This is a genomic window from Gammaproteobacteria bacterium (genome assembly GCA_027296625.1).
Taxonomy (GTDB): Bacteria; Pseudomonadota; Gammaproteobacteria; order JAKEHO01; family JAKEHO01; genus JAKEHO01.
Map to the genome: position 1 here is coordinate 1 of JAPUIX010000106.1, position 25,908 is coordinate 25,908.

The window sequence follows — 25,908 nt, forward strand, 5'->3', positions numbered from 1 at the left end:
GGGCAGTTGGTATAAGAAGACGGGGATGATGCGTTCCGGATTTTTTCATTCCACAGTCCTTGGGTACACGGTCACTTTCTTGCGGAATTACGAGAAGGGGAAGAATTACTATGAATAAATCAGAATTGATCGATGCCATTGCGCAATCCGCTGACATTTCCAAGGCCGCTGCGGCCCGTGCGTTAGAGGCAGCGCTTGATACTATCACTGGGGCGTTAAAGAGGGGCGATCCGGTCACGCTCGTTGGTTTTGGAACCTTCAATGTGCGTCAGCGTGCCGCCCGTTCCGGTCGTAACCCCAGAACGGGCGAAACTATATTTATTAAGGCTTCAAAAAATCCCGCCTTTAAGGCTGGAAAAGCACTCAAGGATGCTATAAATCAATAGCAGTCAGTTTCCTTGGGTGCTTAGCTCAGTTGGGAGAGCGTCGCCCTTACAAGGCGAAGGTCGGGGGTTCAAGCCCCTCAGCACCCACCAACAGCCACCGGAGTGGTAGTTCAGTCGGTTAGAATACCGGCCTGTCAAGCCGGGGGTCGCGGGTTCGAGTCCCGTCCACTCCGCCAGGACTAACAGCGGGCGCGCCTTTGAAAGGCGCGCCCTTTTTTTCTCGGACAAGACGTCTTATAGACTCACATCATGCTTCAGAATATTCATGATTGGGCCAAAGGCTGGTTCGCTATAATCATTGTGGCGTTGATCTCCGTCCCGTTCGTTTTCTGGGGCATTAATTATTATTTTGGGGGAGGTGGTACTGTCGTTGTTGCGAAAGTGAACGACGAGGAACTGACCCTCAGGCAGTTTCAGTCAGCCTATCTTCAATATCGCCAACAAATGCAGGCGCTCTTAGGTGAACGCTTTAATGCCCTTTCAGACGATGTCCTCAAACAGGACGCACTGCGTCAATTGATCGACAGTGAATTGCTGATGCAAGCGGGACTGAAGGCTGGTTTGCGGATCAGCGATGAGCAAGTGCGAGAACGTATCAGGAACTTTGCTGCTTTTCAGCGTGATGGGGTTTTCACCGATGATCTCTACCAGCGAGGCTTGCGCAACCTAGGACTTACCCCTGCGCAATTTGAAGAACAGCTTCGCCGTGACATGGTGACTGAACAGTTGCGTCAAGGAATTACGGATACAGCGCTGGTTACAAAGTATGATGTTGATCAACTCACACGCATTAGTAACCAGACTCGTGATATTGCTTTTGCGATCATCTCTGCTGAGCCTGTTCGGGCCACCGTAGGAGTGTCTGAGGATGCAATCGAGCGGTACTACGAGGAGCACCTGAGCAGGTTTACGACGCCAGAACAGATCCGTATTGCCTATATTGACCTTTCGTTGGAAGAACTTGCAAAAGGTATCGACGTCGATGAGGATGAAGTGTTGGCTTACTACGATAGCCGTAAGACTGATTACGCTTTTGAAGAACAGCGAAGAGCAACCTATATCGTTGTGCAGGTGATGGAAGACGCGAGTGAGGATGAAGTGACCGTGGCGCGTAATAAGGCGACTGGTCTGCTTGATTTGGTGAGAGGGGGGGAATCCATTGAAACGATTACAGAAGAACATTCGGATGATCCTGGCCCTGCAATAGAGGCGGGAGAGCTCGGATTTTTTGGTCGAGGCGTGATGGATACCGCGTTTGAGGAAGCGGTATTCTCCATGCAACCCAATGAGATAAGTGACTTAGTCAGGACGCCGTTCGGGTTCCACATCATCGCCCTGGAAGAGATCAAGCCATCTCGCACATTAACTTTTGAAGAAGTGCGGGAGGAGGTCGTTCAGGAATATCGTCAAACCCAGGCTGAACATCAATTCTTCGCCGAGGCCGACGAACTAGCGAATTTGACTTTCGAGCATCCTAATACGTTGAGCGTCGTCAGTGAAACGCTTGAATTACCGGTGAAGGAAAGTCCATTCTTTGAGCGTCGCGGTGGGGAAGGGATTACGGCAGAACCGAAGATCATACAAGCTGCCTTTAGTGAGGAGGTTTTAGGTGGCGGCAATAACAGTGATACCATCGAACTCAGCGACGATCGCCTCGTGGTGTTACGTGTTCTTGAACACAAGCCGGAATCGCGGCTCCCACTGGACACCGTACGGTCTCAGATCATTGATGAAATCAAGTTTGAAGACGCAAAGGTGGAGACTGAAAAGCGTGGAACGATGCTGCTGGATCGTCTTCGGGAGGGGGAGGACAGGCAGGTGATTGGTACAGAGGAGGGCCTCGAGTGGAAAGAAGTCACGGACGTCGAGCGACGATCCCCCGACGTCAATCAGGCCGTTCTGCGCACGGCGTTTGAGCTAGGCCGGCCAGCGGCAAGTGGCCCCGCCTACGGCGGTGTTGGGATTGGGACGGGGGACTATGCGCTAGTGGCCGTGCTGGGTGTAACGGATGCTGATCCGGAAAACGCCTCGGAAGAGGCAAAGCAGAAAAGCCAAGATCAGTTATTTAGGGCACACAGTAACGGCGATTGGATCGATTTCGTCGATGAACTCCGGGCACAGGCGGATATTCGGCTCTTTAGCGAGAATATCTAGGGTTTCTGGTTAGATGCTGTAAAAGTCCATCCTTGGCCTTTTACAGCTCGACTTACGCGAAGTGAATTCGTCGTAAGCCTCCAAATTGCTTCGACTCGTAGTCTTCGCAATTTGACGGCACATCCATGTACCGTGTTAGCAGGGGTCCTGCTAACTAGATGCTGTAAAAGTCCATCTTTGGCGTTTTTTTAACTCGGCCTGCGCGAAGTCAATCCGCGCGGGGCCTCCGAATCGCTTCCGCAATTCGAAACTTAAACAGGTGTTGAAAAATCCCTTCCCTGGTCTTTTTCAACTCGGCCCGCGCGAAGTGAATCCGCGCAGAGCCTCCAAATTGCGGCCGCAATTTGACGGTACTTCCGTGTACCGGACTTAAACAGATGTTGTAAAAGTCCGTCCTGCGTGACGTCAAGGCAGCTTCTGGTGGCCGATACGGCGGGTTAACCCGGCACGAGCTGCTCTTCGCGCTCAGTGATGGCGGCAGATTCGGGCAGGTAGCGATGGACAACGGCCGCACCGACGCTATCGCCCCAGACGTTAATTGCCGTGCGAAAACGATCGAGAAACCAGTCGACGGCCAAGATCAGCCCAATCCCTTCCATGGGCAAATTCACGGCTTGGAGCACGATGATCATGGTGACCAGCCCCGCCTGTGGGATCCCTGCGGCCCCGATTGCAGCGAGTGTGGCGGTAATAAAGATGATTGCTTGCTCCGTTAAGCTCAGATCGAGCCCATAGGCCTGAGCAATAAACAAGGCCGCGACGGCCTCGTAGAGGGCCGTCCCATCCATATTCACGGTCGCTCCCAGCGGCAGGACGAACCGGACGGCCCGGGCATCCACGTCGTTCTCTCTCGCGCACTCCATCGTCAGCGGCAACGTGGCAGACGAGCTCGCCGTGCCGAATGCAGTCAGCAACGCCCGCATCATACCCACTAGATAGGCGAGGCCTCGATGGGCTATGAGAGTCAGGATCGCGAACAAAACAATGGAATGCACGGCCAGACCCGCCAGCACGGTCATCACATAACTGCCGACCGCAGCCAGCTCCGCGATCAATCCCTCTCCGCCCCCGGCCTTGCCAAGGTGTGCCGCGATGAGCGCAAAGATGCCGATGGGCGCGAGGTACATGAGCCAGATGACGAGCTTCATCATCACTTCATTGAGCCCCTCGAAGAAACGGATGAGGGGCTCTCCCTTTTCACCAATGGTGGTCAGTGCTGCACCGAATACCAGGGAGAAGATAATAATCGGTAACAACTGCGTCTCGGCTGCAGCCGCAACAAGGTTCGGCTTGATCATATAAAGGAGAATGTCGGTGATACCCATCGGCTCCCGAGGTGCCACAATCTCGGGAACGGATCCACTCAGTTCTGTGACTCCAGCACCCGGTTGAATGAGATTGACCATAACAAGCCCTATGAATACGGCGATGGCCGTGGTCACGGCATAGTAGAGCAGCGTCAGTCCGCCGATTGCGCCTAAGCGGCGTACATCACCTAATGCGGCGATCCCGCTCACCATGGCGGCGACGACCAAGGGGATGATGGTCATCTTTAGGGCGTTGAGAAATAGCGTACCCACCCAGGCGATCGAAGCGGTGGCCTCACCGTAGTACCAGCCACTGGTGATGCCAGCGAGCACGGCTATCAGGATAGCCCAGAGAAGGATAGTGGCGTGTTTATGAGGCACTGGGTACTGACATGCCGATGGTATTGAATCCGCAGTCAACGTACGTGACTTCGCCGGTCACCGCTGATGCAAGATCTGAGCACAAAAAGGCGGCGACGTTTCCCACTTCGTCGATGCTCACATTGCGCCGCAATGGGGCCGTTTGTTCAACGACCTTGAGAAACTTGCGGAAGTCACTAATACCGGCCGCCGCAAGGGTTCGAATGGGACCTGCAGAGATGGCGTTTACCCGGATTCCTTCCGGCCCAAGGCATTGGGACATGTACCGCACGTTGGCCTCCAGACTGGCCTTGGCAAGGCCCATGATGTTGTAGTTCGGTATCACGCGCACTGCACCGAGATACGTCATTGTTAGCATGGCACCGTTACGCCCCTGCATCTTTGCCCTTGCGGCATTGGCCAACGCCGAGAAACTGTAGCAACTCACTTCGTGTGCGACACGAAAGCCGTCGCGGGTTACTGTTTCGAGAAAGTCGCCTTCGAGTTCTTCGCGTGGTGCGAAGGCGACTGAATGAACGAGAATGTCCAGTTGGTCCCAATAGTCATCCAGGCGTTGGAACACTGCCTGTATCTCGTCGTCATTCGAGACATCGCAGGGCACGGTTATGTCGGAGTCGAGTTCTGCGGCAAGTTTTTCCACTCGCTCATGCAATCGCTCGTTTTGGTAGGTAAATGCAAGCTCCGCACCCTCTCGACGCATCGCCTTTGCAATTCCCCAAGCGATGGAACGATTGCTGGCAATACCAACAATGAGCGCGCGTTTATTGTCGAGAAAACCCATAGACGATGTCCTTCCCAGGCTAATTGGAATTCATACGGTTTTGGTCATGTCTAAAGTGTATTGACCCAAGGCGACGTTTATAATGCTCCCGTGATGAAAAGGCAAACCCTGTTAGAGAAATGTAGCCGCTTAATGCGCCGACAGACGATGCTATTCGTGCTCGGTGCGCAAATCGTGGTGCCTGCATGTACGGAGGTGCCGTGGAACAATCCTTACCCTGCCACAGATGCCGAGCAGAATATTTTGTACGATTCGTTTTCGGAGCGTCCCAATCATCTTGATCCGGTACGCGCATACAGCGCAAACGAGTATGTTTTCATCGCACAGATCTACGAGCCGCCGCTTCAGTATCATTTCTTAAAACGGCCGTATCAACTCGTGCCGCTCACCGCCACAACGATGCCGAGGCCAGTGTACCTGGATGGTGCAGGTCGTCAATGGCCGGATTCAGCGCTTCCTGAAGACATTGCATACACGGTCTACCGCATCACACTTCAACCAGGGATTGAGTACCAGCCACACCCCGCGTTTGCGAAATCCGGTGATGGTAAATTTGTATATCACGATCTCACGGAATCCGATTTGCGGGGTGTACACACGCTGGCGGATTTCAAGCGCACGGGCACTCGCGAGCTCGTGGCGGAAGATTATGTTTACCAGATTAAGCGTCTGGCGCACCCGGAGCTACATTCACCAATCGCGGGGCTCATGGGGAAATATATCGAGGGTTTAACCCAACTGTCCGAAACACTACGGGAAGCGTACAACAAGTTGACTAATGGGGCCGATCGCGATGTCTATCTTGATCTGTCGGAGTATTCGCTCGAAGGCGCTCAAGCAATCGATCGTTATACCTACGAAGTGACCATCAAAGGCAAATATCCGCAGTTCATGTACTGGTTAGCGATGCCTTTCTTTGCCCCCATGCCGTGGGAGGCCGACAAGTTTTACACCCAGCCTGGCATGGTTGAACGGAATATTACGTTGGATTGGTATCCCGTTGGGACAGGTCCCTACATGCTTGAGGAGAATAATCCTAATCGACGCATGGTGCTCGCAAGAAACCCGAATTTCCGGGGTGAACCGTATCCCACAGAAGGCGAGGCCGGCGATGAATCACAGGGATTGCTCGCGGACGCAGGTAAACCAATGCCATTTATTGATCGGGCTGTGTATAGCTTGGAGAAGGAAACCATTCCCTACTGGAACAAGTTCTTGCAAGGGTACTATGACGCCTCAGGGATCAGTTCGGACAACTTTGACCAGGCAATTCAGTTCAGTACCCAGGGGGAAGCACAACTCACAGATGCAATGAAGGAGAAGGGGATCCAGCTGCAGACTGCAGTAACGACCTCTTCTTTCTATATGGGCTTTAATATGGGCGATGATGTTGTCGGCGGGCGCAGCGAACGGGCTCGCAAGTTGCGACAGGCCATTTCCATTGTTGTCGACTATGAGGAATTTATCTCGATCTTCAGAAATGGTCGCGGGATCGCGGCCCAGGGGCCGATACCGCCCGGTATCTTCGGGTATCGGGAGAATGAGGCGGGGATCAATCCCTACGTGTACGATTGGGTTGATGGCAAGCCGCGCCGTAAGCCCATCGAAGCAGCACGTAAACTCCTTGCGGAAGCCGGCTATCCCGGTGGACGTGATGAGAAGACAGGTAAATCATTGATTCTTTATTTTGACACCTTGGATAGGGGACCCGATACCAAGGCGCAAATAAACTGGTTACGCAAGCAATTCAGCAAACTCAGCATTCAATTGGTCATCCGGGCGACGGATTACAATCGCTTTCAGCAGAAGATGCGTGACGGTACAGAACAAATATTCCAATGGGGCTGGAATGCGGACTATCCTGATCCAGAAAATTTTCTATTTCTACTCTATGGACCGAATGCCAAGGTGGGCAAGGGCGGTGAGAACGCAGCTAATTACGAAAATTCGGAGTTTGATCGTTTATTTGTGCAGGTCAAGGACATGGATAGCGGCCCGGAGCGCCAGGCTGTTATCGATGAGATGGTTGAGATCGTGCGGCGTGATGCGCCATGGTTATGGGGGTTTCATCCGGTCGGGTTTTCCCTCTACCAGAGCTGGTACTCGAATGCCAAACCGAACCTGATGGCTAACAATCTCTTGAAGTATAAGCGCGTAGACCCAACGCTTCGCGCTAAGTTGAGGGAGGCCTGGAATACACCGGTCATTTGGCCGCCCGTGCTGCTCATCATTGTCCTTGTCGTGAGTGTCATCCCCGCGATCATCACCTTTCGGCGCAGGGAAAAGGCAGCAGCCCTGTGATCGCGTACATCGTTCGCCGCGCGGCGTATGCGATCCCAATACTCATCGGGATCAATATCCTCACGTTCGTGCTGTTTTTTGTGGTTAACAGTCCGGACGACATGGCACGCATGCATCTGGGCGTCAAGCGGGTTACACCGGAAGCCATTGAAAAGTGGAAGCACGAGCGGGGATATGACAGACCACTACTGTGGAACCTGGAGGCGTCAGGTGTTGAGCGATTGACGGATACCATGTTCTTCAGAAAATCAGCAAGACTTTTTGTTTTTGACTTTGGCCGCTCGGATAGCGGCCGTGACATTGGTTATGACATCAGTCAACGCATGTGGCCAAGCCTTGCCATTGCGATCCCTAGTTTACTCATTGGTCTTTTGGTGAATATCACTTTTGCCCTGCTCATTGCATTCTTTCGGGGAACGTATATCGATGTGGGTGGCGTCGTGTTGGCTGTCATCCTGATGTCCATCTCAGGTTTGTTCTACATCATTGGCGGCCAATTCCTGGTAGGGAAATTTCTCCATCTAGTACCGATATCCGGATATGACACGGGATTGAACGCAGCCAAGTTTATTGTGTTGCCAGTGATCATCGGCGTTATCGGTGGTATCGGTGCGGGAACTAGATGGTACCGTACGGTGTTTCTCGAAGAGATAGGCAAGGACTATATACGGACCGCCAGAGCGAAGGGCCTATCGGAACGCAGTATCTTGTACAAGCACGTCTTGCGAAATGGTCTGATCCCCATCCTCACGGGGGTCGTCGCGATCCTACCGCTGCTTTTTATGGGCAGCCTTATCGTCGAATCGTTTTTCGCGGTACCTGGCCTAGGAAGCTATACGATTGATGCCATCAATAGTCAGGACTTTGCCATCGTTCGCGCGATGGTCTTTCTCGGTTCGGTGCTCTACATCATCGGACTTTTATTGACGGACATCTCCTATACCGTGGTGGATCCGAGAGTGCGGCTCGGGTGATTGTGCGAATGACTGACCTCACCGTGGATCCAGCTTCGTAACACTCTATAGATCGAGATCACGATGCTCGTTTTGCTTTCGACAGATGTATTGATCTACTTGCTGGTATTCGTCGTCGTTGCGTTCATATTCTATGCGCGACGGAAAGAACACCTGCGCGCACCCTGGCGGCAAGTAGCCAAGAGTCGCTTGGGTATGGCTTCCGCAGTGATTCTTTTTGCCTATGTCACGATTGGATTACTCGATTCGATCCATTTCCACCCACGGCTGGATGGCACCGATGCCCATGGGGAGGTCCGCTACTCTACGGAAGTATTGAGCCTCTTCGATGTGATTGTCGCACCCTTGCGCCACCACGTTGAAAAGACATATTCCGCGCCCTTTGCAACCCATCTCTATGCAAAGGAGACGGTTGAGTTGCCGGATGGGCGAGAGGTGCGGGCATATCCTCGGCTTAAATATGGTGGCGCCCACCTGAAAGATCCCGCCAAGGACCGTATTTCCGATATCCTGCACACGTCGGCCATTGCGCTCATTGAGGCATTGGGTGTGTGGATCGTTTTCGCGTTTTTTATTATTGGCACGCTTGCACGCGCCGCTCGTACAACGATGCAAGAGACCTTGCGTGCTGTTGTGAAGCGCTATACGGTCGTACCCTGGGATGTCATTTTGATCACCTTGGGCGTGTTGCTTGCGAGCATCTTTCTCGCCGCACACCTGGGCGTCAAATACCATATCCTCGGCACTGACAAGGTGGGTCAGGATGTCTTCTATCAGGCATTGAAGAGTGTCCGCACCGGACTCATTATTGGGACGCTGACAACGCTCGTCATGCTGCCTTTTGCTATACTGCTCGGAATCATGGCCGGCTATTTCCGCGGCTGGGTCGACGATGTCATCCAATACATCTATACCACACTCAATTCAATCCCGGGTGTACTGTTGATAGCCGCCGCGATCCTTATGATGCAAGTCTATATGGCAAATCATGCAGACAGCTTTACCAGCTTGGAGGCTCGTGCCGATGTTCGACTGCTGTTTCTGGTCATTATCCTCGGCATAACCAGCTGGACTGGACTCTGTCGTTTACTGCGGGGTGAGGCATTAAAACTCAGGGAAATCGACTATATCCAGGCAGCCCAGGCCTTTGGCGTTGGACACTTCTCAATTATCATGCGCCACATTTTGCCAAATGTTATGCACATCGTATTGATTACGGTGGTACTTGATTTCAGTGCGCTTGTACTCGTAGAAGCCGTTCTGTCTTATATCAACATCGGTGTTGATCCCAGCATGCAGAGTTGGGGCAATATGATCAACAGCGCACGCTTGGAGCTTGCTCGGGATCCCATTGTGTGGTGGTCGCTCGCTGCAGCATTTATTTTTATGTTCGGCTTGGTGCTATCTGCCAATCTCTTCTCTGATACAGTGCGTGATGCATTCGATCCCCGACTCCGGATCACGCGCGCCTGATGCGCTGTCGCAAAGGTTCGCCCCTGTGTGGATCGATGATGGAAGAAGGAATGTAGGCTCATGAACGCTTGGCTTGGCTTGGTGATCGTGCTTTTTTTCGGTGGTTGGGCACTCGCCTATCTGCGCACGTCCCTATGGCTAAGCACGGCAATCGTGGCAGCGGCCTTAGCCGCATTTACCTGGCTAGCTGATGCGGGCATCCCTTCTTTGGTTTTTTTGTGGCTCGTGTTTTTTGCAGTCTTTATACCACTGAATGTGTATCCGCTTAGGCGCCGGCTAATGAGCCGATGGGTGTTTAAGCTCTTTTCCGAACGCTTGCCTGCCATGTCCCAGACCGAGCGCGAGGCGGTGGAAGCGGGTGATGTTGGCTGGGATGCGGAGCTATTTTCTGGGCGCCCGGACTGGGGGAAGCTGCTCGCCATGCCCGAACCCTCCTTGACCTCCGACGAGAAGGCCTTTCTTGATGGCCCGGTGGAGGACCTCTGCCAGATGCTGGACGACTGGCACATTACCCACGAACGCTGGGACCTGCCACCGGCGGTTTGGAAGTTCATTAAGGAGAAGGGCTTCTTTGGCATGATTATTCCCAAGGACTATGGGGGACTTGCGTTTTCGGCACTCGCCCATTCGGCAGTGGTGATGAAGGTTGCAAGCCGCAGTGTGTCAGCGGCCGTGACCATTATGGTTCCGAACTCTTTAGGACCGGGCGAATTGCTGCTGCGTTACGGCACGGAACAACAAAAGGACCATTACCTGCCGCGCCTCGCCCGCGGTGAAGAAGTCCCCTGCTTTGCGCTCACAGGCCCAGAAGCCGGGAGCGATGCCAGCGCGATGCCCGATACCGGCATCGTTTGTCGCGGTGACTTTCAAGGCGAGATGAATGTCTTGGGCGTGCGGCTCAATTGGGATAAACGCTACATTACGCTTGCGCCGGTCGCGACCTTGTTAGGGCTTGCTTTTAAGCTCTATGATCCTGATGAGCTCCTGGGCAAACAGAAAGACATTGGTATCACGCTTGCGCTGATCCCGACGGATACGCCGGGCGTAACTATCGGCCGACGACATTATCCAGCCAATCTGGTGTTCCAGAATGGTCCTACGCAGGGCAACGACGTATTCATTCCGATGGATTGGATCATCGGCGGACCGGAGCTTGCTGGCCAAGGCTGGCGCATGCTCATGGAGTCGCTCGCTGATGGTCGTGGGATTTCATTGCCAGCACTCAGTACAGCGATGGGTAAACTCGCATGCCGTGTAACGGGCGCTTATGCACGCGTGCGAAAACAATTCAGAGTGCCGATTGGAGAGTTTGAAGGTGTGGAGGAAGCGCTCGCCCGTATCGCAGGGACAACGTATCTAATGGACGCAGCGCGTGTCATGACACTCGGGTTCCTAGATCAAGGTGTGAGGCCATCCGTCGTCACGGCCATCGTGAAATATCACCTCACGGAATATGCGCGCCAGGTAATGAATGACGCAATGGACGTCCATGGCGGCAAAGGCATCATGATGGGCCCGCGAAACTACCTCGCGCGAAGTTACCAAGCATTACCGATCGGCATTACAGTGGAAGGGGCGAATATTCTCACGCGCAGCATGATCATATTTGGTCAGGGTGCGCTCCGTTGTCATCCTTTCATCTTGCGTGAAATGGAGGCAGCGAAAGATCCGAACAAGGTGAGAGGCGAGATTGCATTTGACCGCGCGTTCTTCGCCCATATTGGATTTATAGGGAGTAACAAGGCGCGCGCCTTCTGGTTGGGGTTGACAGGTGCGCGCTTTATCCGCGGTGTTACCCCTGGCGCAAGCACGTCATATTATCGTCAGCTCTCCCGCATGAGTGCAGCGTTTGCACTGGTTGCCGATGCCACAATGTTGCTCTTGGGTGGGGAGCTAAAGCGTAGGGAAAAGCTTTCCGCTCGCCTCGGCGATGTATTGAGCCACCTGTATCTTGCGTCTGCGGTCTTAAAGCACTTTGAGGACCAGGGTACCCGCCAAGAAGACGTTGTACTGATGCAGTGGGCCTGTAAGACTTCGCTCTACGCGATCCAGGAAGGCTTGGATGGGCTGTTGAATAACTTTCCTTACCGTGTCATCGCGACAATCCTCCGGATCGTGGTGTTTCCCTTTGGTAAGCCTTACCGGGCCCCAAACGATGCGCTGGGGCATCATGTCGCTCGTGTTTTACTTACGCCATCCGCTGCGCGCGAGCGTCTCACAGATGGGCTGTTTACCCCGCATGCGCCCAATGAACCCTTGGCGCAACTTGAGGATGCGTTGGTAAAAGTCGTGGCGGCCGACCCGATTGAGAGGAAACTCTATAAGGCGATGCGCAGCCAGCAGCTGGCTGCGCAGACACTTGAGGAGAGCATTGATGAGGCACTTGCCGATGGCCTCGTTGATGCGCATGAGGCCAGCGTCGTGCGGGATGCCCTTGATGCGAGACGTGAGATCGTGCGTGTCGACGATTTTGCTGCAGATGCAATAGGAATGGAGGAGATGAAATGGCAGAGCGAACGCGAAAGCTTAAAGGCCGAACCGTCTATGTCGTAGATGGTAGCCGCACGCCGTTCCTGAAGGCGCGAGGCAAGCCCGGACCATTCAGCGCATCGGATCTCGCGATGAATGCTGCGAGACCCTTGCTCGCACGCCAGCCCTTTGAGCCATGTGATCTTGATGAGGTCATTCTGGGTTGCGTCATGTCCGGTCCCGACGAAGCCAACATCGCGCGCGTCGTTTCCTTGCGCCTTGGTTGCGGCGACACCGTGCCGGCGTTCACGGTGCAGCGTAATTGTGGATCCGGCATGCAGGCGCTGGATAATGCGGCGCAAGACATCGCCAGTGGCCGCGCCGATCTGATCTTGGCCGGTGGCACTGAGTCCATGAGCCATGCGCCGGTGTTGCTGGGTAACGCCATGGTTGCCTGGCTTAGCCAATGGTATAGGGCTAACACCTTGCCGGCCCGAGTCACGGCACTACGTGAGTTCAGGCCGGCGTTTCTGAAACCGATTATTGGGCTACTGCGTGGCCTGACAGATCCCATCGTGGGACTCTCAATGGGCCAGACTGCCGAAGTCGTTGCCCACCGCTTTCAGGTGAGCCGCGAGGCGATGGATCGTTTTTCCGTGGAAAGTCATCAACGCTTGGCAGCAGCGCAGTCGGCGGGGCGTCTTGGCGAGGTCGAGCCGATTTATGATCATAACGGTCATTATTACGATAAGGACGATGGTGTCAGACCCGATACGAATATGGATGCGCTGGCAAAATTGAAGCCAGTCTTTGATCGTGAGTATGGGCGGGTCACAGCAGGTAACAGCGCCCAGATCACAGACGGAAGTGCCTGGCTCATTCTCGCAAGCCCGTCAGCCGTCAAACGCCACCAGTTGCCGGTGTTAGGGCGGATTGTGGATAGCGAATGGGCGGGGCTTGATCCTCGACAGATGGGTCTCGGGCCCGTGCATGCATCAACACCGTTACTCAAACGTCATCGCTTAGATCTCGATGGCGTGGACTACTGGGAGATCAACGAAGCCTTTGCCGCGCAGGTGTTGGCGTGTCTGGCAGCCTGGGCAGATAAGGGCTATTGCCGAAATGAACTCGGGGTAGCCAGTGCCATGGGTGAGCTTGATACCACACGTCTTAATGTAGACGGCGGCGCCATCGGTCTCGGCCATCCCGTCGGGACCAGCGGCGCGCGCCTTGTCTTGCATCTTTTCGGCGTCTTGGAGCGCAATCAGGCACATCAGGGGATCGCGACTCTCTGCATTGGAGGTGGTCAGGGTGGCGCGATGCTGGTTGCGCGTGACGCCGCATAGGTCTATCCACTATCGCATTTTATTCAGCACCACGATGTGCTGACGAGGTACTCCGCTCTGGTGGAGCAATTTGGAGGCGCCTTCGAATTTACTTCGCAGAAGCCGAGCGTCAATGGGCCAGGGAAGGATGTCTTTAATGCAAACCGATAAGAGTGGCTAAAAGTCGATACAAGCACTGGCAACTAACCGTCGATCAAGAAAACGTCGCGTGGTTGCACTTGGATAAGCAGGGGACGGGCACCAATGTCCTGTCTCAAGCCGTGTTGAAGGAATTCGACCGGTTGCTTACGCGACTCGCCAAGGACGAACCTGGCGGTCTTGTGATCAGTTCCGCCAAAGCAGGCGGGTTTATCGCCGGCGCCGACGTCACCGAATTCACCAAGCTCACAGACTTAACGCAAGCCCTTGGCGTCATCCGTCAGGGCCACGCCGTTTTTGATCGCCTGGAAGCGTTACCGTTTCCAAGCGTTGCCCAGATCCACGGCTTTTGTCTGGGCGGCGGCTTGGAGTTGGCTTTGGCATGTCGCTATCGCGTGGCGAGAAACGATCCCGCGACCCGCTTAGGACTGCCAGAGGTTCGACTCGGGATCCATCCCGGCTTCGGTGGCACGGCAAGACTGGTACGGCTCCTCGGCGCGACCCATGCCATGGATCTGATGCTCACCGGGCGCACGGTCCCCGCAACACGAGCCAGGTCGCTTGGGCTTGTGGACGCCGTGGTGTCCGATCGCCATCTTGCGGACGCTTCGCGCCGATTCATCCGGGATATGCCGAAAGTTAAGCGAGCTTCCATGGGTAAACGCCTCGCGAGCGCGCCCGGGGTACGGCCGCTCCTTGCAAGCTACTTAAGAGCCCAGGTCACCAAGCGTGCATCGCCCGCCCATTATCCGGCGCCCTTCGCGCTCATTGATCTTTGGCGGCGCCATGGCGGGCGCTATCGCCGGATGCTGAGAGAGGAGGGGCCTTCGATTGCGAGGCTCGTCGTGGGCTCAACCGCACGGAACCTGGTGCGTGTGTTTCTTTTGCAGGAGCACCTCAAGTCGCTCGGACGAGGGAGCCATGCCCCTGTCCAGCACGTGCATGTCATTGGGGCCGGCGTCATGGGGGGAGACATTGCTGCCTGGTGCGCGCTGCGAGGCTTAACGGTCACCCTGCAAGATCGAGCGCCTGAGTGGATCGCCCCGGCGGTAGCGCGTGCCTATGGTTTCTTTAAAACGCGTCTTAAGGAAAGGCGGCTTGTGCAGGCGGCGATGGACCGCCTGACGCCTGATCATGAAGGTAGCGGAATCGGGCGGGCCGACGTGGTTATTGAGGCCATCATTGAAGATCGCAAGGCAAAAGAGGCCCTGTATCGATCCATTGAGCCCCGCCTTAAAAAGAACGCCGTGCTGGCAACCAACACATCCAGCATCCCGCTCGAGCAGCTCGCCCAGCGCCTCAAGGACCCCACGCGCCTGGTCGGCCTTCATTTCTTTAATCCGGTGTCCAAGATGCAGCTGGTGGAGGTGGTTGCCGGCAAACAAACGGGACCCGAGGTCTTGACCAAGGCTTACACATTTTGCCGGTGGATTGATCGTCTGCCATTGCCCGTCAAAAGTGCCCCTGGATTCCTGGTTAACCGTATTCTGATGCCGTACCTGTTGGAAGCCGTCACACTCGTCGACGAAGGGGTACCGGTTTCTGCGATTGATAAGGCGGCGAAGGATTTCGGCATGCCCATGGGCCCCATTGAGCTTGCAGATACGGTGGGTTTAGACATTTGCCTGTCCGTTGCTGAAATCTTGGCTGGAAGTCTGGACGTGGAGGTACCCAAGTTGCTACGGGAGAAGGTCAAGGCCGGGGCCCTTGGGCGTAAGTCCGGGCGTGGCTTTTATGCCTACCCGAAAGGTCAACGCCGTAACGGAGCGTCGCAGACAAATGAACCTGTGCCCGACGACGTCCAAGACCGATTGATGCTGAGGATGCTGAACGAGTCGGTGGCCTGTTGGCGTGAGGGGGTGGTTGAGGATATGGATCTCTTGGATGCCGGCATGGTTTTTGGTACCGGTTTCGCACCCTTTCGCGGGGGTCCCATGCACCACATCCTGGATACAGGTGCCGCAGAGCTGAAAGAGGCGCTTACCCAAATGGAAGCTGCGTACGGCAGGCGCTTTAAGCCGGATGCGGGCTGGGCGCGTCTCGTGCAACGACATCCTCAGCCGCTATCAGCCAGCGCTGGCATCATTCCGGCGGGAACGGCCCACACCCTGGCAGGTCTCTTTCGCGAACGCGTGCGGCGTACACCCACGGCAACCGCATATCGCCAGTTCGATATGGCCAGTGGCGCGTGGACCGATGCCACGTGGCAAGACATGGCGAAGTGGGTGGCCCGATGGCAGGCCGCGCTGGCGCAGGAATCGCTTGCAGCCGGAGACCGCGTCGCATTGATGATGCGAAGCAGTCGTGAGTGGGTTTTCTTTGAACAGGCTGCATTGGGTTTGGGCCTCGTGGTCGTTCCGTTGTTTCGGGACGATCGCGCAGATAGCGTCGCGTATATCGTCAAAGATGCCGGGGTAAAATTACTCGTGATAGGCGGTCCTGATGAGTGGAGAAGGATCCGCAGGGCAGTGGGCCGTTTTCAAACTGTACAACGCATCGTCAGCGTTGAGCCAATCTCCAGTGCAACTGACCCGCGCGTTGTGAGCGCATCCGAATGGCTCCCCAAGAAGTCCGCGAAGTTACAAGCGAGAGATAGCGACCGCCATGCCCTTGCAACGATTTTCTATACCTCGGGCACCACAGGCCGTCCCAAGGGCGTCATGCTGAGTCACTGGAATATCCTGAGCAATGCGGAAGCCGGCCTTAAATCTGTCCTCGTGCACCCGGGTGATCTGTTTCTCTCTTTCCTGCCGCTGTCTCATGCCTTTGAGCGTACGGTCGGCTATTACACGCCGATGATGGCGGGTGCCACGGTGGCCTTTGCACGCGGTATCCCCGAACTTGCAGAGGATCTCAAGACCGTACGGCCCACCTGTCTTATCTCTGTGCCGCGTATCTTTGAGCGCATCTATGGTCGAGTCGAGGCACAACTGAATGATGCCGGATGGCTCGCCCGTTGGCTTTTTGATACGACGGTTTCTGTTGGTTGGCGTCAATTTGAAAATCAACAAGGCAGAGCCGCGTGGCATCCCTCACTGTTGTTGTGGCCGATCTTCAGGCAGCTTGTGGCGCGCAAGATCACCGATGGACTGGGTGGACGCGTGCGGCTCACGATCTGCGGCGGAGCGGCGCTCTCCCCAAAAATCTCCAAGGTATTTGTTGCACTCGGTGTACCCTTGTTGCACGGATATGGGTTGACTGAAGCGAGTCCAGTCGTATCCGTGAACCGCATGCATAGCAACATCCCGCAAAGTATCGGCACGGCATTCCCTGGTGTCGAGGTCGCCATTGGAGAAGATGAGGAATTATTGGTCAGAGGCCCAAACGTGATGATGGGATATTGGAACGATCCCCAGGCGAGTGCTGTAGCCATCGACGGTGACGGCTGGTTGCACACCGGTGATATGGCGCGTATCGAGGGCGAGCACATTTACATTACCGGGCGGCTCAAGGATATCATTGTGCTGGCCAACGGTGAAAAAGTTCCACCGCATGATATGGAGACGGCGATCGTCACGGATCATTTGATTGATCAGATCGTAGTGGTCGGTGAATCGCGTCCTTACCTGGCGGCGATCGCCGTGCTTAACACGGCACAATGGAAGAGTCTGGCGGCCGAACATGGACTGGATGTCAATGACCTCCAAAGCGAGCGTGTCGAAGAAATCATATGCGAGCGTATCGGGACACACCTCCACGACTTTCCGGGTTACGCGCAGGTTCGACGCGTTGCCTGCACGTTGCAGCCGTGGACCGTCGACAACGGGCTTTTGACGCCGACACTCAAGAGTAAGCGCGCTCACATCTATGAAAGCCATGCCGATGATATTGCTCGACTGTATGAAGGACATGTGTGATGACAAACGTCGATGATGCCGTATCTTTGCCCAAGGATAGACAACCGACCCTTCGCCTTGTTCCGATGCCAGCCGACACGAACCATGAGGGGAGTGTCTTCGGCGGTTGGATCATGTCTCAGGTGGATATCGCAGGCAGCATCCCTGCGATCAAACGCGCACGTGGTCGTGTGGCGACCGTGGCCGTGGAGTCCTTTGAATTTCATCAGCCTGTGTTCGTTGGAGATCTGATCAGCTGTTATGCGGACGTCATGAAGGTCGGGCGCACATCCATTACGGTGAAAGTTGAGGTATTTGCCGAGCGTCGTGTTGAGCCTCAGCAATGTATCAAAGTCACTGAGGCGATATTGACTTATGTGGCGCTAGACGAGAACCGCAGACCGCGTATTGTGCCACCCGAAGGCTATGAACCATGATCGCGGCCGACGAGGAAACAACCGACGTATGAAAGATACCCTGCTCAAGGTATCGGATCTTCGCACGTGGATCGGTGAGGGTGAGGGCACCGTGCGCGCTGTCGACGGGATCGATCTGGAAATCCGCCCGAGTGAAACCTTTGCGCTCTTAGGTGAATCGGGTTGCGGCAAGTCCATGACTGCACTATCTATCATGCGACTCATACCTTACGGCGCCCAGATCAAGTCGGGCAGCGTGTTGCTCAATGGCCAGGACCTTATGAAGCTGCCGGAGGCGGGCATGCGCGATGTCCGTGGCCGGCGCATCGCCATGATCTTTCAAGAACCTCAAACGTCACTCAACCCGGTACTGACGATCGGTGATCAGATTGGCGAGACGCTGCGTCGACATGCGGGTCTCAAAGGTCAAGCGGAGAAGACACGCGTCGTGGAATTATTGGATGCTGTCGGGATCTCGGAACCCGCCCAGCGCTATGATGAGTATCCGCACCAGCTCTCCGGTGGCATGAAGCAACGGGTCATGATCGCCATTGCGCTCGCGGGCGAACCCGACCTTTTGATCGCCGATGAGCCGACGACCGCGCTCGACGTCACCATTCAGGCTCAGGTCCTCGAACTACTGCGAAAGCTGCAGAAGGAGACGGGCATGGCCATACTGCTTATTACCCATGATCTCGGTGTGGTGGCTGAAATGGCAGATGATGTGGCTGTGATGTATGCAGGGCAAATCGTCGAGCAGGCCACACGCGACGCGTTTTTTGAGACGCCGGCACACCCCTACTCACAGAAACTGTTCGAATCGTTGCCAATGGTGACGAAGCGCGATCAACACCTGGCGGTGATCCGTGGGTCTGTGCCGCAATTGACGCAGGAATTCCCAGCGTGCCGATTCGAGGACCGATGCGACTATGCATGGACGCCTTGCCGCGAGGTCGTGCCACGCTGGAGCAACGTATCCACGGCACAACGTGTTCGCTGTCACCTTTACGATGCAAGATATGAAGACACGAAGCCGGTGACCAACATTGAGCGCGCTAAGCCGGGACGCAAAGTAGCAAAGCCGATATCCATGAATGGACATTTATTAAAGGTCACGGACCTCAAGGTTTATTTTCCGATTCAGAAAGGCATCTTCAAACGGACGGTTGGGTATGTGCGCGCGGTCGATGGTGTTTCACTCCACATCGCTGCAGCTAAGACGCTCGCGCTCGTGGGAGAATCGGGCTCGGGTAAGACGACAGCAGGGAAGGGCATTTTGCAACTCATTCGGCCAACGGCGGGCAGCGTGGTCTTTAACGGGGAGGAGCTCACTGAATTAAAAGGGCAGGCCCTTCGGCGACGGCGCACGGACATCCAATTTATCTTTCAGGATCCCTACGCTTCGATGAATCCGCGCATGATGATCGCGGATATCGTCGAAGAGGGTATGGTTGCGCAACGCATCGGGAAGAATCGTAAAGCGCGTCAAGATCGCGTAGATGAATTGCTCGAACAGGTGGGGCTCAGTGCTGACATCAAATCCCGCTATGCACACGAGTTTTCTGGTGGCCAGCGTCAACGCATCTGTATTGCACGGGCGCTGGCGGTGGAACCGAAGTTGATTATCTGTGATGAGCCCACCAGTGCACTCGACGTGTCGGTGCAAGCACAGATCTTGAATTTGTTTAAAGATCTTCAGAATCGTTTTGGACTGGCGTACCTCTTTATTACCCATAATCTGTCCGTTGTGGAATACCTGGCCCATGATGTCGCTGTGATGTACCTGGGAAGAATTGTGGAACAGGGAACGGTGGAAGAAGTACTTTACAATGCGCAACATCCGTACACACAGGCACTGCTTTCCGCAGTCCCGGTGCTCGATAAAGAAACAAAACGAGAGATCATTCGCCTGGAAGGCGATATGCCATCACCCGCCAATCCACCGATCGGTTGCCACTTTCATCCCCGTTGTCCTCAGGTAATGGCGAAATGCAAGGACGCTTATCCTCCGTCTGCGTCGTTTAGCGATAGCCACAGTGCGCGGTGTTATCTGTATACGGATTGAGTCCGGGGAGCTGTGCCATCATGAACCTCTCAATGCCATTCGAGCTGGAACTCCCGCATGGTGACGAATTCCTCGGCCATTGTCGGGTGAATACCTATGGTGGCATCAAACGTGGCTTTTGTTGCACCCGCTTTCAGCGCAATGGCGATACCTTGGATGATTTCGCCCGCGTCGGGACCTACCATATGTGCGCCCACAACCCGGTCACTGTCCTGTTCAACGATGAGTTTTATTAAGGTTTTTTCATTGCGACCACTCAGCGTGTGCTTGAGCGGTGTAAACGTCGATTTGTAGACCTTGCACGCACCACACTGCTCGCGGGCTTGCTCCTCTGTGAGTCCAACGGTGCCGACATTCGGCTGGCTGAAGATGCACGTGGGAATATCGGTATAGTTGAGGGGACCTCTGCTACCGCCGTATAGGGTCTTGGCTAACATCATGCCTTCAGCGAGTGCAACAGGCGTGAGTTTGACTCGATTGATCACATCCCCAATGGCGTAGATTGACGGCACCGAACTCCGGAAATCCTCATTCACGATCACAGCGCCCCGCGCATCGAGTTTGGCGCCGAGCGCTTCAAGCCCCAAGCCCTTCACGTTGGGTGTTCGGCCCGTGGCGTAAAAAATGCGCTCGGCTTCTCGCTGTGATCCGTCTGACAGGTGTGCTTTGAGCTGACCTCTAATCTTTTCCACCGCCTCGATGGTCGTGTTAAAGACGAGCTCCACGTTTTTCTTTGTCATCTCGGCTGCTAAGAATTCGCGGATATCGTGATCGAGACCCCGCAGGAACAGTGGGCCGCGATAGATGAGCGTGGTGGCGCTCCCGAGTGCAGCGAAGATGCCGGCAAACTCGACCGCGATGTAGCCGCCACCGACGATGAGCACACGCTGCGGCAGTTCATCGAGAAAAAAGGCGTCATTGGAAGTGATGACGTATTCAGAGCCCGGAAATTCCGGGACCACCGGCCAGCTGCCCGTCGCGACGACGATGCGCTCGGCCTGATAGGGCTTGTCATCCACGACAACCGTATGGGGATCAGCAAGCCCGGCGTGCCCCTTGATGGTCGTCACACCGGCGGCGGCTAAGAGCTCTGCATAGACGCGGTGCAGGCGTTCGATCTCGACGTCTTTGCGCTGAATCAGCGATTTCCAGGCGAAGGTCGATTTGCCCACCGTCCAGCCGAAACCCCCCGCATCCTCAAAATCCTCCGAGAAATGCGATGCATAGACCAACAGCTTCTTCGGTATACAACCGACGTTGACACAGGTGCCTCCGAGGTAGCGATCTTCGGCGATGGCAACCCGTGCCCCAAAACCCCCTGCCATCCGGGCAGCCCGCACGCCAGCCGATCCGGCGCCCACCACAAATAGGTCGAAATCATGTTCTGCCACGGTTAACTCCCAGATAAATTGAACTGGCTACCTTCTAACAAGAGGACAGCGTTTGGCGATTGACCTTGATTAACGTATTGTGGGATACGAAATATTCTTAGTCTTCCCAGTTTGACTCACTTGCGACAATCGGTCCAGCACCATAGATAGGAGATGGCATGATTGAGCTTTATACGTCACCAACACCGAATGGGTGGAAGGTCTCGATCGCGTTGGAGGAATTGGGACTTCAGTATTCGGTTCGATCCATCACGCTGCATGAGAAAGAACAGAAGCAAGCCTGGTATCTTAAACTCAATCCTAACGGGCGTATCCCAACCATTATTGATCGGGATAACGATAACTTCGTCGTTTTTGAATCGGGCGCTATCTTGGTTTATTTGGCGGAGAAAACGGGCCAGCTCATGCCGGTCGATCTCAAAGGTCACTCCCGGGTCATACAGTGGCTGATGTTTCAGATGGGCGGTATTGGGCCGATGCAGGGGCAGGCCCATGTGTTTTATCGTTACGCACCAGTGAAAATCGACTATGCGATTGGCCGGTACCAGAGGGAGACAAGGCGTCTGTATGAGGTGCTTGATCGTCAGCTTGAACGTCACGAGTTTCTGGCGGGTGATTATTCCATCGCTGACATTGCCAGCTGGTCATGGGTACAAGCTTATCAATGGGCGGGCGTCTCAATTGAAGGTCTGGTCAATCTTCAACGTTGGTTGGATGCAATCGGCAAGCGTCCCGCGGTGCTACGCGGAAAGGCGGTGCCTGAGGCTATCGATTACGAAAAGGAGGAAGAAGCGTTAAGGCAACGTGTATCGAGAATCCTCGTTTGACTCCTCACTTTTCTCATGGAATCGGTCCGAATGCGATAGGGTGAAACACAATAGATTAGGAGAAATTGAATGAAAGTTTATCACTTTCCGCCTTCCCCCAATTCCCGTAGAGTTTTGGCGGTCATCTACGATCTTGGCCTTGAGGCTGAACTTGAGCTGGTAGACCTGCCCAAGGGTGAACAAATGCGAGAGGCGTTTCTTAGACTCAATCCCAACCACATGATCCCCGTGCTTGAAGACGGTGACTTTGTGTTGTGGGAATCCAATGCGATTATGCAATACCTAACTTCCAAGAGACCGGGCAATACCTTGTGGCCATCCGACCCCAAGGTCCAAGCCAACATCAGCCGCTGGCAATGTTGGCAACTGGGCCATTGGGGCGCCGCTTGTGGCATCTTTATTTACGAGCGCTTGGTGAAAAAGATGCTTGATCTAGGGCCGCCTGATCCGGCTGAAATCGCGAAGGCCGAAGAGCGGTTTCATCGGTTTGCTGATGTGTTAAATCGACATCTTGAAGGAAGGACGTGGTTGGTGGGTGATTCTGTCACGCTTGCCGACTTTTCTGTGGGCTCGTTGCTTGATCTCACAGATACTGCGAAATATCCGATCGAGTCCTATGGTGAAATCCAGCGTTGGTATGCCGGTCTTCGAGTACTGGATGCCTGGAAGCGATCGGCGCCGACGAAGTCGTAACTGCTTACTAAGCGCTTCCTGTCAGCGCTTTGCGGACGAGGGGTGCTCGTGTAATATGCCGGGCACCTGCCTACATCCTGCATGCGTAGAGGGGATGCGCGGTATCCGACTGCAAGGAAATCATTAGCAAAATTCATGGGAGGCGGTATGTCTGTTAAAGCACTTCCAACCGATCAGATCCGTAGCTTGATGGCGCAGCCTGGTGTTATTCGTCTCTTAGGTGCGCATGACGTGTTGACTGCTGTCCTGATTGAACGGGCGGGTTTTGAATCGGTGTTCATCGGCGGATTTGGTACCAGTGCAAGTATATATGGCTTGCCTGATCTGAATTTTCTCGGTATGTCGGAAATGACGGAGGCCGTTCGCCGTATGGCGTATCGTGTGTCTATCCCTATCATTGCGGATGCCGATACAGGTCATGGTGATCTCCACAACGTCATGCGCTGTGTCACCGAGTTCGAAAGCGCAGGCGCGGCCGGCATCATCCTGGAAGATCAGATCTTTCCGAAACGCTGCGGGCATTTCGAAGGCAAACAGGTGATTCCCGCTGATGAAATGGTATTGAAATTTAAAGCAGCAATACGCGCACGCAATGATCCAAACTTTATGTTTATCGCTCGTACCGACGCACGCGAACCCAACTCGCTCGATGATGCAATTGATCGTGTAAATCGTTACTGCGATGCAGGCGCGGATGTAGCGTTTGTTGAAGCGCCTAGATCAATTGACGAACTTGAGATCATAAGTCGCCAAGTCGAGTACCCTAAGTTGGTTAATATGTTGGCATTTGGTAAAACCCCGATTGTCAGCGCGAGTGAATTGGAGGAGATGGGCTACAAGATAGTTGTCGCCCCGATCGATTCCGTACTCTTGACGGCAAAGGTAATGGGCGAGATGGCGGAGGCTTTCAGGCGCGATGGCCATACGAAGTCTCTGACAGACAATATGGTTGGCTTTGATGGAATCAAGGATATTCTCGGTGTTAACGAATTCCTGTCATTGCGTGAGGACTTGAGTAAGCGCACGTCATAGGCGCGCGCTGAGTGTTTTGATTAGGACGGCGTAGGCAATCAGCGTTCGCAACGTCTTGCTGCTCCAAGGGATCGGGGCTTGTGTGCCCTGTAATCTCCAAGGATGCGAGCGGCATATAGAAAGCCTAAGCGACTGTTTGCAATTTATGCCGGCGTCCCGTGTGATATCGGCTGCAGACACCATACTGCAATGGGGACAAGAGTTAAATCAAACCAAGCACGCCGCTCGTTCTTAGCGCGTGTCAAATAATTCAAATAATAAAGAGTGCTGCTCCCACAATGTTCAGCGACGCGAAAGCAACGTAAATGTGTAGGATGGTAAAAAGATTCCCCTGGCTCGTGTGGCTTGCCTACCTTCTACTCCTCGCGATTGGTATTCCCTGGTATTGGCCGAGCCATGACCGAACGATCTGGTTTGGTATGCCGGCATGGGTGGTGGTGGCGATCGCGGCATCGATGCTGGCATCCTGCCTTACTGCCTGGTTATTGTTGCGCCCGTGGCCAGGGGAGGATTCAGAAGCCGACATGGAAGATCCGTGATGTCGGAGCTTTTGCCTTTTGATCTCGGCGCGTGGATCTTCATCTGGGTCTATCTGCTCTCATTGCTCGTTATCGGTTGGGCGGGGTATCGCGCGCGCCGTGAGCAAACCCTTAAGGACTTTTTTCTTGCAGGAAGTGGTTTCGGGCTGATCATTCTGGTCTTGACCTTGTATGCGACCCAGTACAGCGGCAATACGCTGTTCGGGTTCACCGGGCAAACATATCGCATCGGCTACGCCTGGGTGATGAGCGTTCAGTTCATGACCGCCATCGTCATCTGTTATCTGCTGTTTGCCCCGCACTTGCATCAGCTTGCGAAGCAAAAGGGCTACATCACGCCTACGGACTACTTAAACGATCGCTTTGGCTCAAATGCACTGAGCGTGTTCGCGACGGTCCTCATGGTGGTTGTGCTCAGCAACTTTCTGCTGGCACAACTGATGGCCATGGGACGTGCGATGCAGGGTTTATCTGCCACCCATTCGGATGCGGCCTATTCCACGGGCGTCATCATCCTGGCGCTCATTATGGTGATCTACGGGACCTTGGGGGGGCTTAGGGCCGTGGCGTGGACAGATGCGATACAAGGCGCAATCCTCGCGTTGGGTTTTGGTATCCTGCTGGTGTTGCTGTTTGATCAATTCGGGACCCTTGAGCAAGCAACGGAACGCATCCTGGCCGGTTCAAAGGAAACCGCGCTAAAGGCCGCGCCGCCTGACGCTGAGCGCAACCGCGAATGGCTGAGTTATGTCCTGCTGGTGGGTTTGGGCGGTGCGCTCTACCCACAAGCCATCCAGCGCATCTATGCCGCAAAATCCGCGGCTGTGCTGCGTCGCAGTCTCGCCATCATGGCGTTTTTACCCTTGACCACGACGGTGATCGTCGTGATTGCCGGGGTGATGGCAATTGCCTACCTCCCGGGCCTCCCAGCGGCCGCAACCGATGAGGTACTCACCCGGATCCTGGGCACGATCCAGACGGGCTCTCTTTTCGGCTACTGGATGGTGGTGGTGATGTTCGCTGCGGTGCTCGCGGCGATGATGTCGACGGCCGATTCGGCCATGTTGTCCATCTCGTCCATGTTGACCAAGGATCTGTACGCCCGGCATCTCTGCCCTGGGGGATCGGAACGCCGGCTCATGCGAATCGGTGAATGGTTCTCTTGGGTTGTGATCATTGTCTTGGTGGCGCTGGCAGTGGTTTTACGCGATCGGGCATCGCTTGTCATGTTGCTGGATCGAAAGTTTGACCTGCTGGTACAGCTGGTGCCGGCCTTTATGATCGGGATCCACTGGCGGGGATTGAAGGCGGCGCCAACTTTGGTCGGCTTGGTGCTCGGGGTGGCGACCGCCCTGGTGCTCGCCTATGGGGGGCTGATTTTTGTTGTGGGGGGGAAGGT

At 54.8% G+C, this 25,908-nt stretch carries 18 protein-coding genes and 2 tRNA genes; 17 read left to right on the plus strand and 3 right to left on the minus strand.

The features are described 5' to 3' along the window. Positions 1-110 precede the first annotated feature (110 nt). The 4 genes from O6944_05545 to O6944_05560 all read left to right on the plus strand — a co-directional run bounded on the left by O6944_05545 (position 111) and on the right by O6944_05560 (position 2,540). Positions 111-386, plus strand: coding sequence for an HU family DNA-binding protein (locus O6944_05545; GenBank protein ID MCZ6718600.1), 276 nt, complete (start codon positions 111-113; stop codon positions 384-386). Between the two features lie 14 nt (positions 387-400). Continuing rightward, positions 401-476: transfer RNA gene (locus O6944_05550), tRNA-Val, on the plus strand. 9 nt (positions 477-485) lie between these two features. Next, positions 486-562 (plus strand) — tRNA-Asp (locus tag O6944_05555). A 73-nt stretch (positions 563-635) separates the two neighbouring features. Further along, on the plus strand, positions 636-2,540 hold the full coding sequence (locus tag O6944_05560) for a SurA N-terminal domain-containing protein (protein ID MCZ6718601.1): 1,905 nt from the start codon (positions 636-638) through the stop codon (positions 2,538-2,540). Positions 2,541-2,977: 437 nt separating this feature from the next. Here the strand turns inward: O6944_05560 and O6944_05565 are convergent, their stop codons facing one another. Beyond that, positions 2,978-4,228: a dicarboxylate/amino acid:cation symporter gene (locus O6944_05565; GenBank protein ID MCZ6718602.1), complete on the minus strand. Its 1,251-nt coding sequence runs from the start codon at positions 4,226-4,228 to the stop codon at positions 2,978-2,980. After that, on the minus strand, positions 4,218-5,009 hold the full coding sequence (locus O6944_05570; GenBank protein MCZ6718603.1) for an enoyl-ACP reductase: 792 nt from the start codon (positions 5,007-5,009) through the stop codon (positions 4,218-4,220). Before O6944_05570 ends, O6944_05565 begins: the two co-directional genes overlap by 11 nt. Positions 5,010-5,156: 147 nt before the next feature. Between O6944_05570 and O6944_05575 the strand changes: the two genes are divergently transcribed. From O6944_05575 to O6944_05610, 8 genes are all read left to right on the plus strand, one after another. Further along, positions 5,157-7,310 carry an ABC transporter substrate-binding protein gene (locus O6944_05575; GenBank protein MCZ6718604.1) on the plus strand — a complete coding sequence of 718 codons (2,154 nt, stop codon included), beginning with the start codon at positions 5,157-5,159 and terminating at the stop codon, positions 7,308-7,310. Further along, positions 7,307-8,284, plus strand: a complete 978-nt coding sequence (locus O6944_05580) for an ABC transporter permease (protein MCZ6718605.1) — start codon at positions 7,307-7,309, stop codon at positions 8,282-8,284. The genes O6944_05575 and O6944_05580 overlap by 4 nt, the downstream gene beginning before the upstream one ends. A 63-nt stretch (positions 8,285-8,347) precedes the next feature. After that, positions 8,348-9,757, plus strand: coding sequence for an ABC transporter permease (locus O6944_05585; protein ID MCZ6718606.1), 1,410 nt, complete (start codon positions 8,348-8,350; stop codon positions 9,755-9,757). A gap of 60 nt (positions 9,758-9,817) precedes the next feature. After that, on the plus strand, positions 9,818-12,310 hold the full coding sequence (locus O6944_05590) for an acyl-CoA dehydrogenase (protein MCZ6718607.1): 2,493 nt from the start codon (positions 9,818-9,820) through the stop codon (positions 12,308-12,310). After that, positions 12,262-13,572, plus strand: coding sequence for an acetyl-CoA C-acetyltransferase (locus tag O6944_05595; GenBank protein MCZ6718608.1), 1,311 nt, complete (start codon positions 12,262-12,264; stop codon positions 13,570-13,572). Before O6944_05590 ends, O6944_05595 begins: the two co-directional genes overlap by 49 nt. Before the next feature lie 152 nt (positions 13,573-13,724). Beyond that, positions 13,725-17,567, plus strand: coding sequence for an AMP-binding protein (locus O6944_05600; protein MCZ6718609.1), 3,843 nt, complete (start codon positions 13,725-13,727; stop codon positions 17,565-17,567). Further along, complete coding sequence (locus O6944_05605; GenBank protein MCZ6718610.1) at positions 17,567-17,983, plus strand: acyl-CoA thioesterase; 417 nt, start codon at positions 17,567-17,569, stop codon at positions 17,981-17,983. Before O6944_05600 ends, O6944_05605 begins: the two co-directional genes overlap by 1 nt. A 28-nt stretch (positions 17,984-18,011) precedes the next feature. After that, entirely contained in the window at positions 18,012-20,027 is a 2,016-nt protein-coding gene (locus O6944_05610; GenBank protein MCZ6718611.1) for an ABC transporter ATP-binding protein, read from the plus strand. Positions 20,028-20,056: 29 nt separating this feature from the next. On the opposite strand, the gene gorA is transcribed toward O6944_05610, so the two are convergent. Then, complete coding sequence (gene gorA / locus O6944_05615) at positions 20,057-21,418, minus strand: glutathione-disulfide reductase (protein MCZ6718612.1); 1,362 nt, start codon at positions 21,416-21,418, stop codon at positions 20,057-20,059. Positions 21,419-21,576: 158 nt separating this feature from the next. Here gorA and O6944_05620 point away from each other — a divergent pair, with 158 nt between their 5' ends. The 5 genes from O6944_05620 to O6944_05640 all read left to right on the plus strand — a co-directional run. Then, positions 21,577-22,245: a glutathione S-transferase N-terminal domain-containing protein gene (locus O6944_05620; GenBank protein MCZ6718613.1), complete on the plus strand. Its 669-nt coding sequence runs from the start codon at positions 21,577-21,579 to the stop codon at positions 22,243-22,245. 69 nt (positions 22,246-22,314) lie between these two features. Beyond that, positions 22,315-22,938, plus strand: a complete 624-nt coding sequence (locus tag O6944_05625; GenBank protein MCZ6718614.1) for a glutathione S-transferase family protein — start codon at positions 22,315-22,317, stop codon at positions 22,936-22,938. A gap of 147 nt (positions 22,939-23,085) precedes the next feature. After that, positions 23,086-23,970 (plus strand): isocitrate lyase/PEP mutase family protein, encoded by an 885-nt coding sequence (locus O6944_05630; GenBank protein MCZ6718615.1) that lies wholly within the window; start codon positions 23,086-23,088, stop codon positions 23,968-23,970. Positions 23,971-24,284: 314 nt separating this feature from the next. Beyond that, positions 24,285-24,509, plus strand: a complete 225-nt coding sequence (locus tag O6944_05635; protein MCZ6718616.1) for a hypothetical protein — start codon at positions 24,285-24,287, stop codon at positions 24,507-24,509. After that, positions 24,509-25,908, plus strand: a 1,400-nt coding sequence (locus O6944_05640; protein MCZ6718617.1) for a sodium:solute symporter family protein, incomplete at its 3' end; no start/stop codon positions are given. The genes O6944_05635 and O6944_05640, both read left to right, overlap by 1 nt.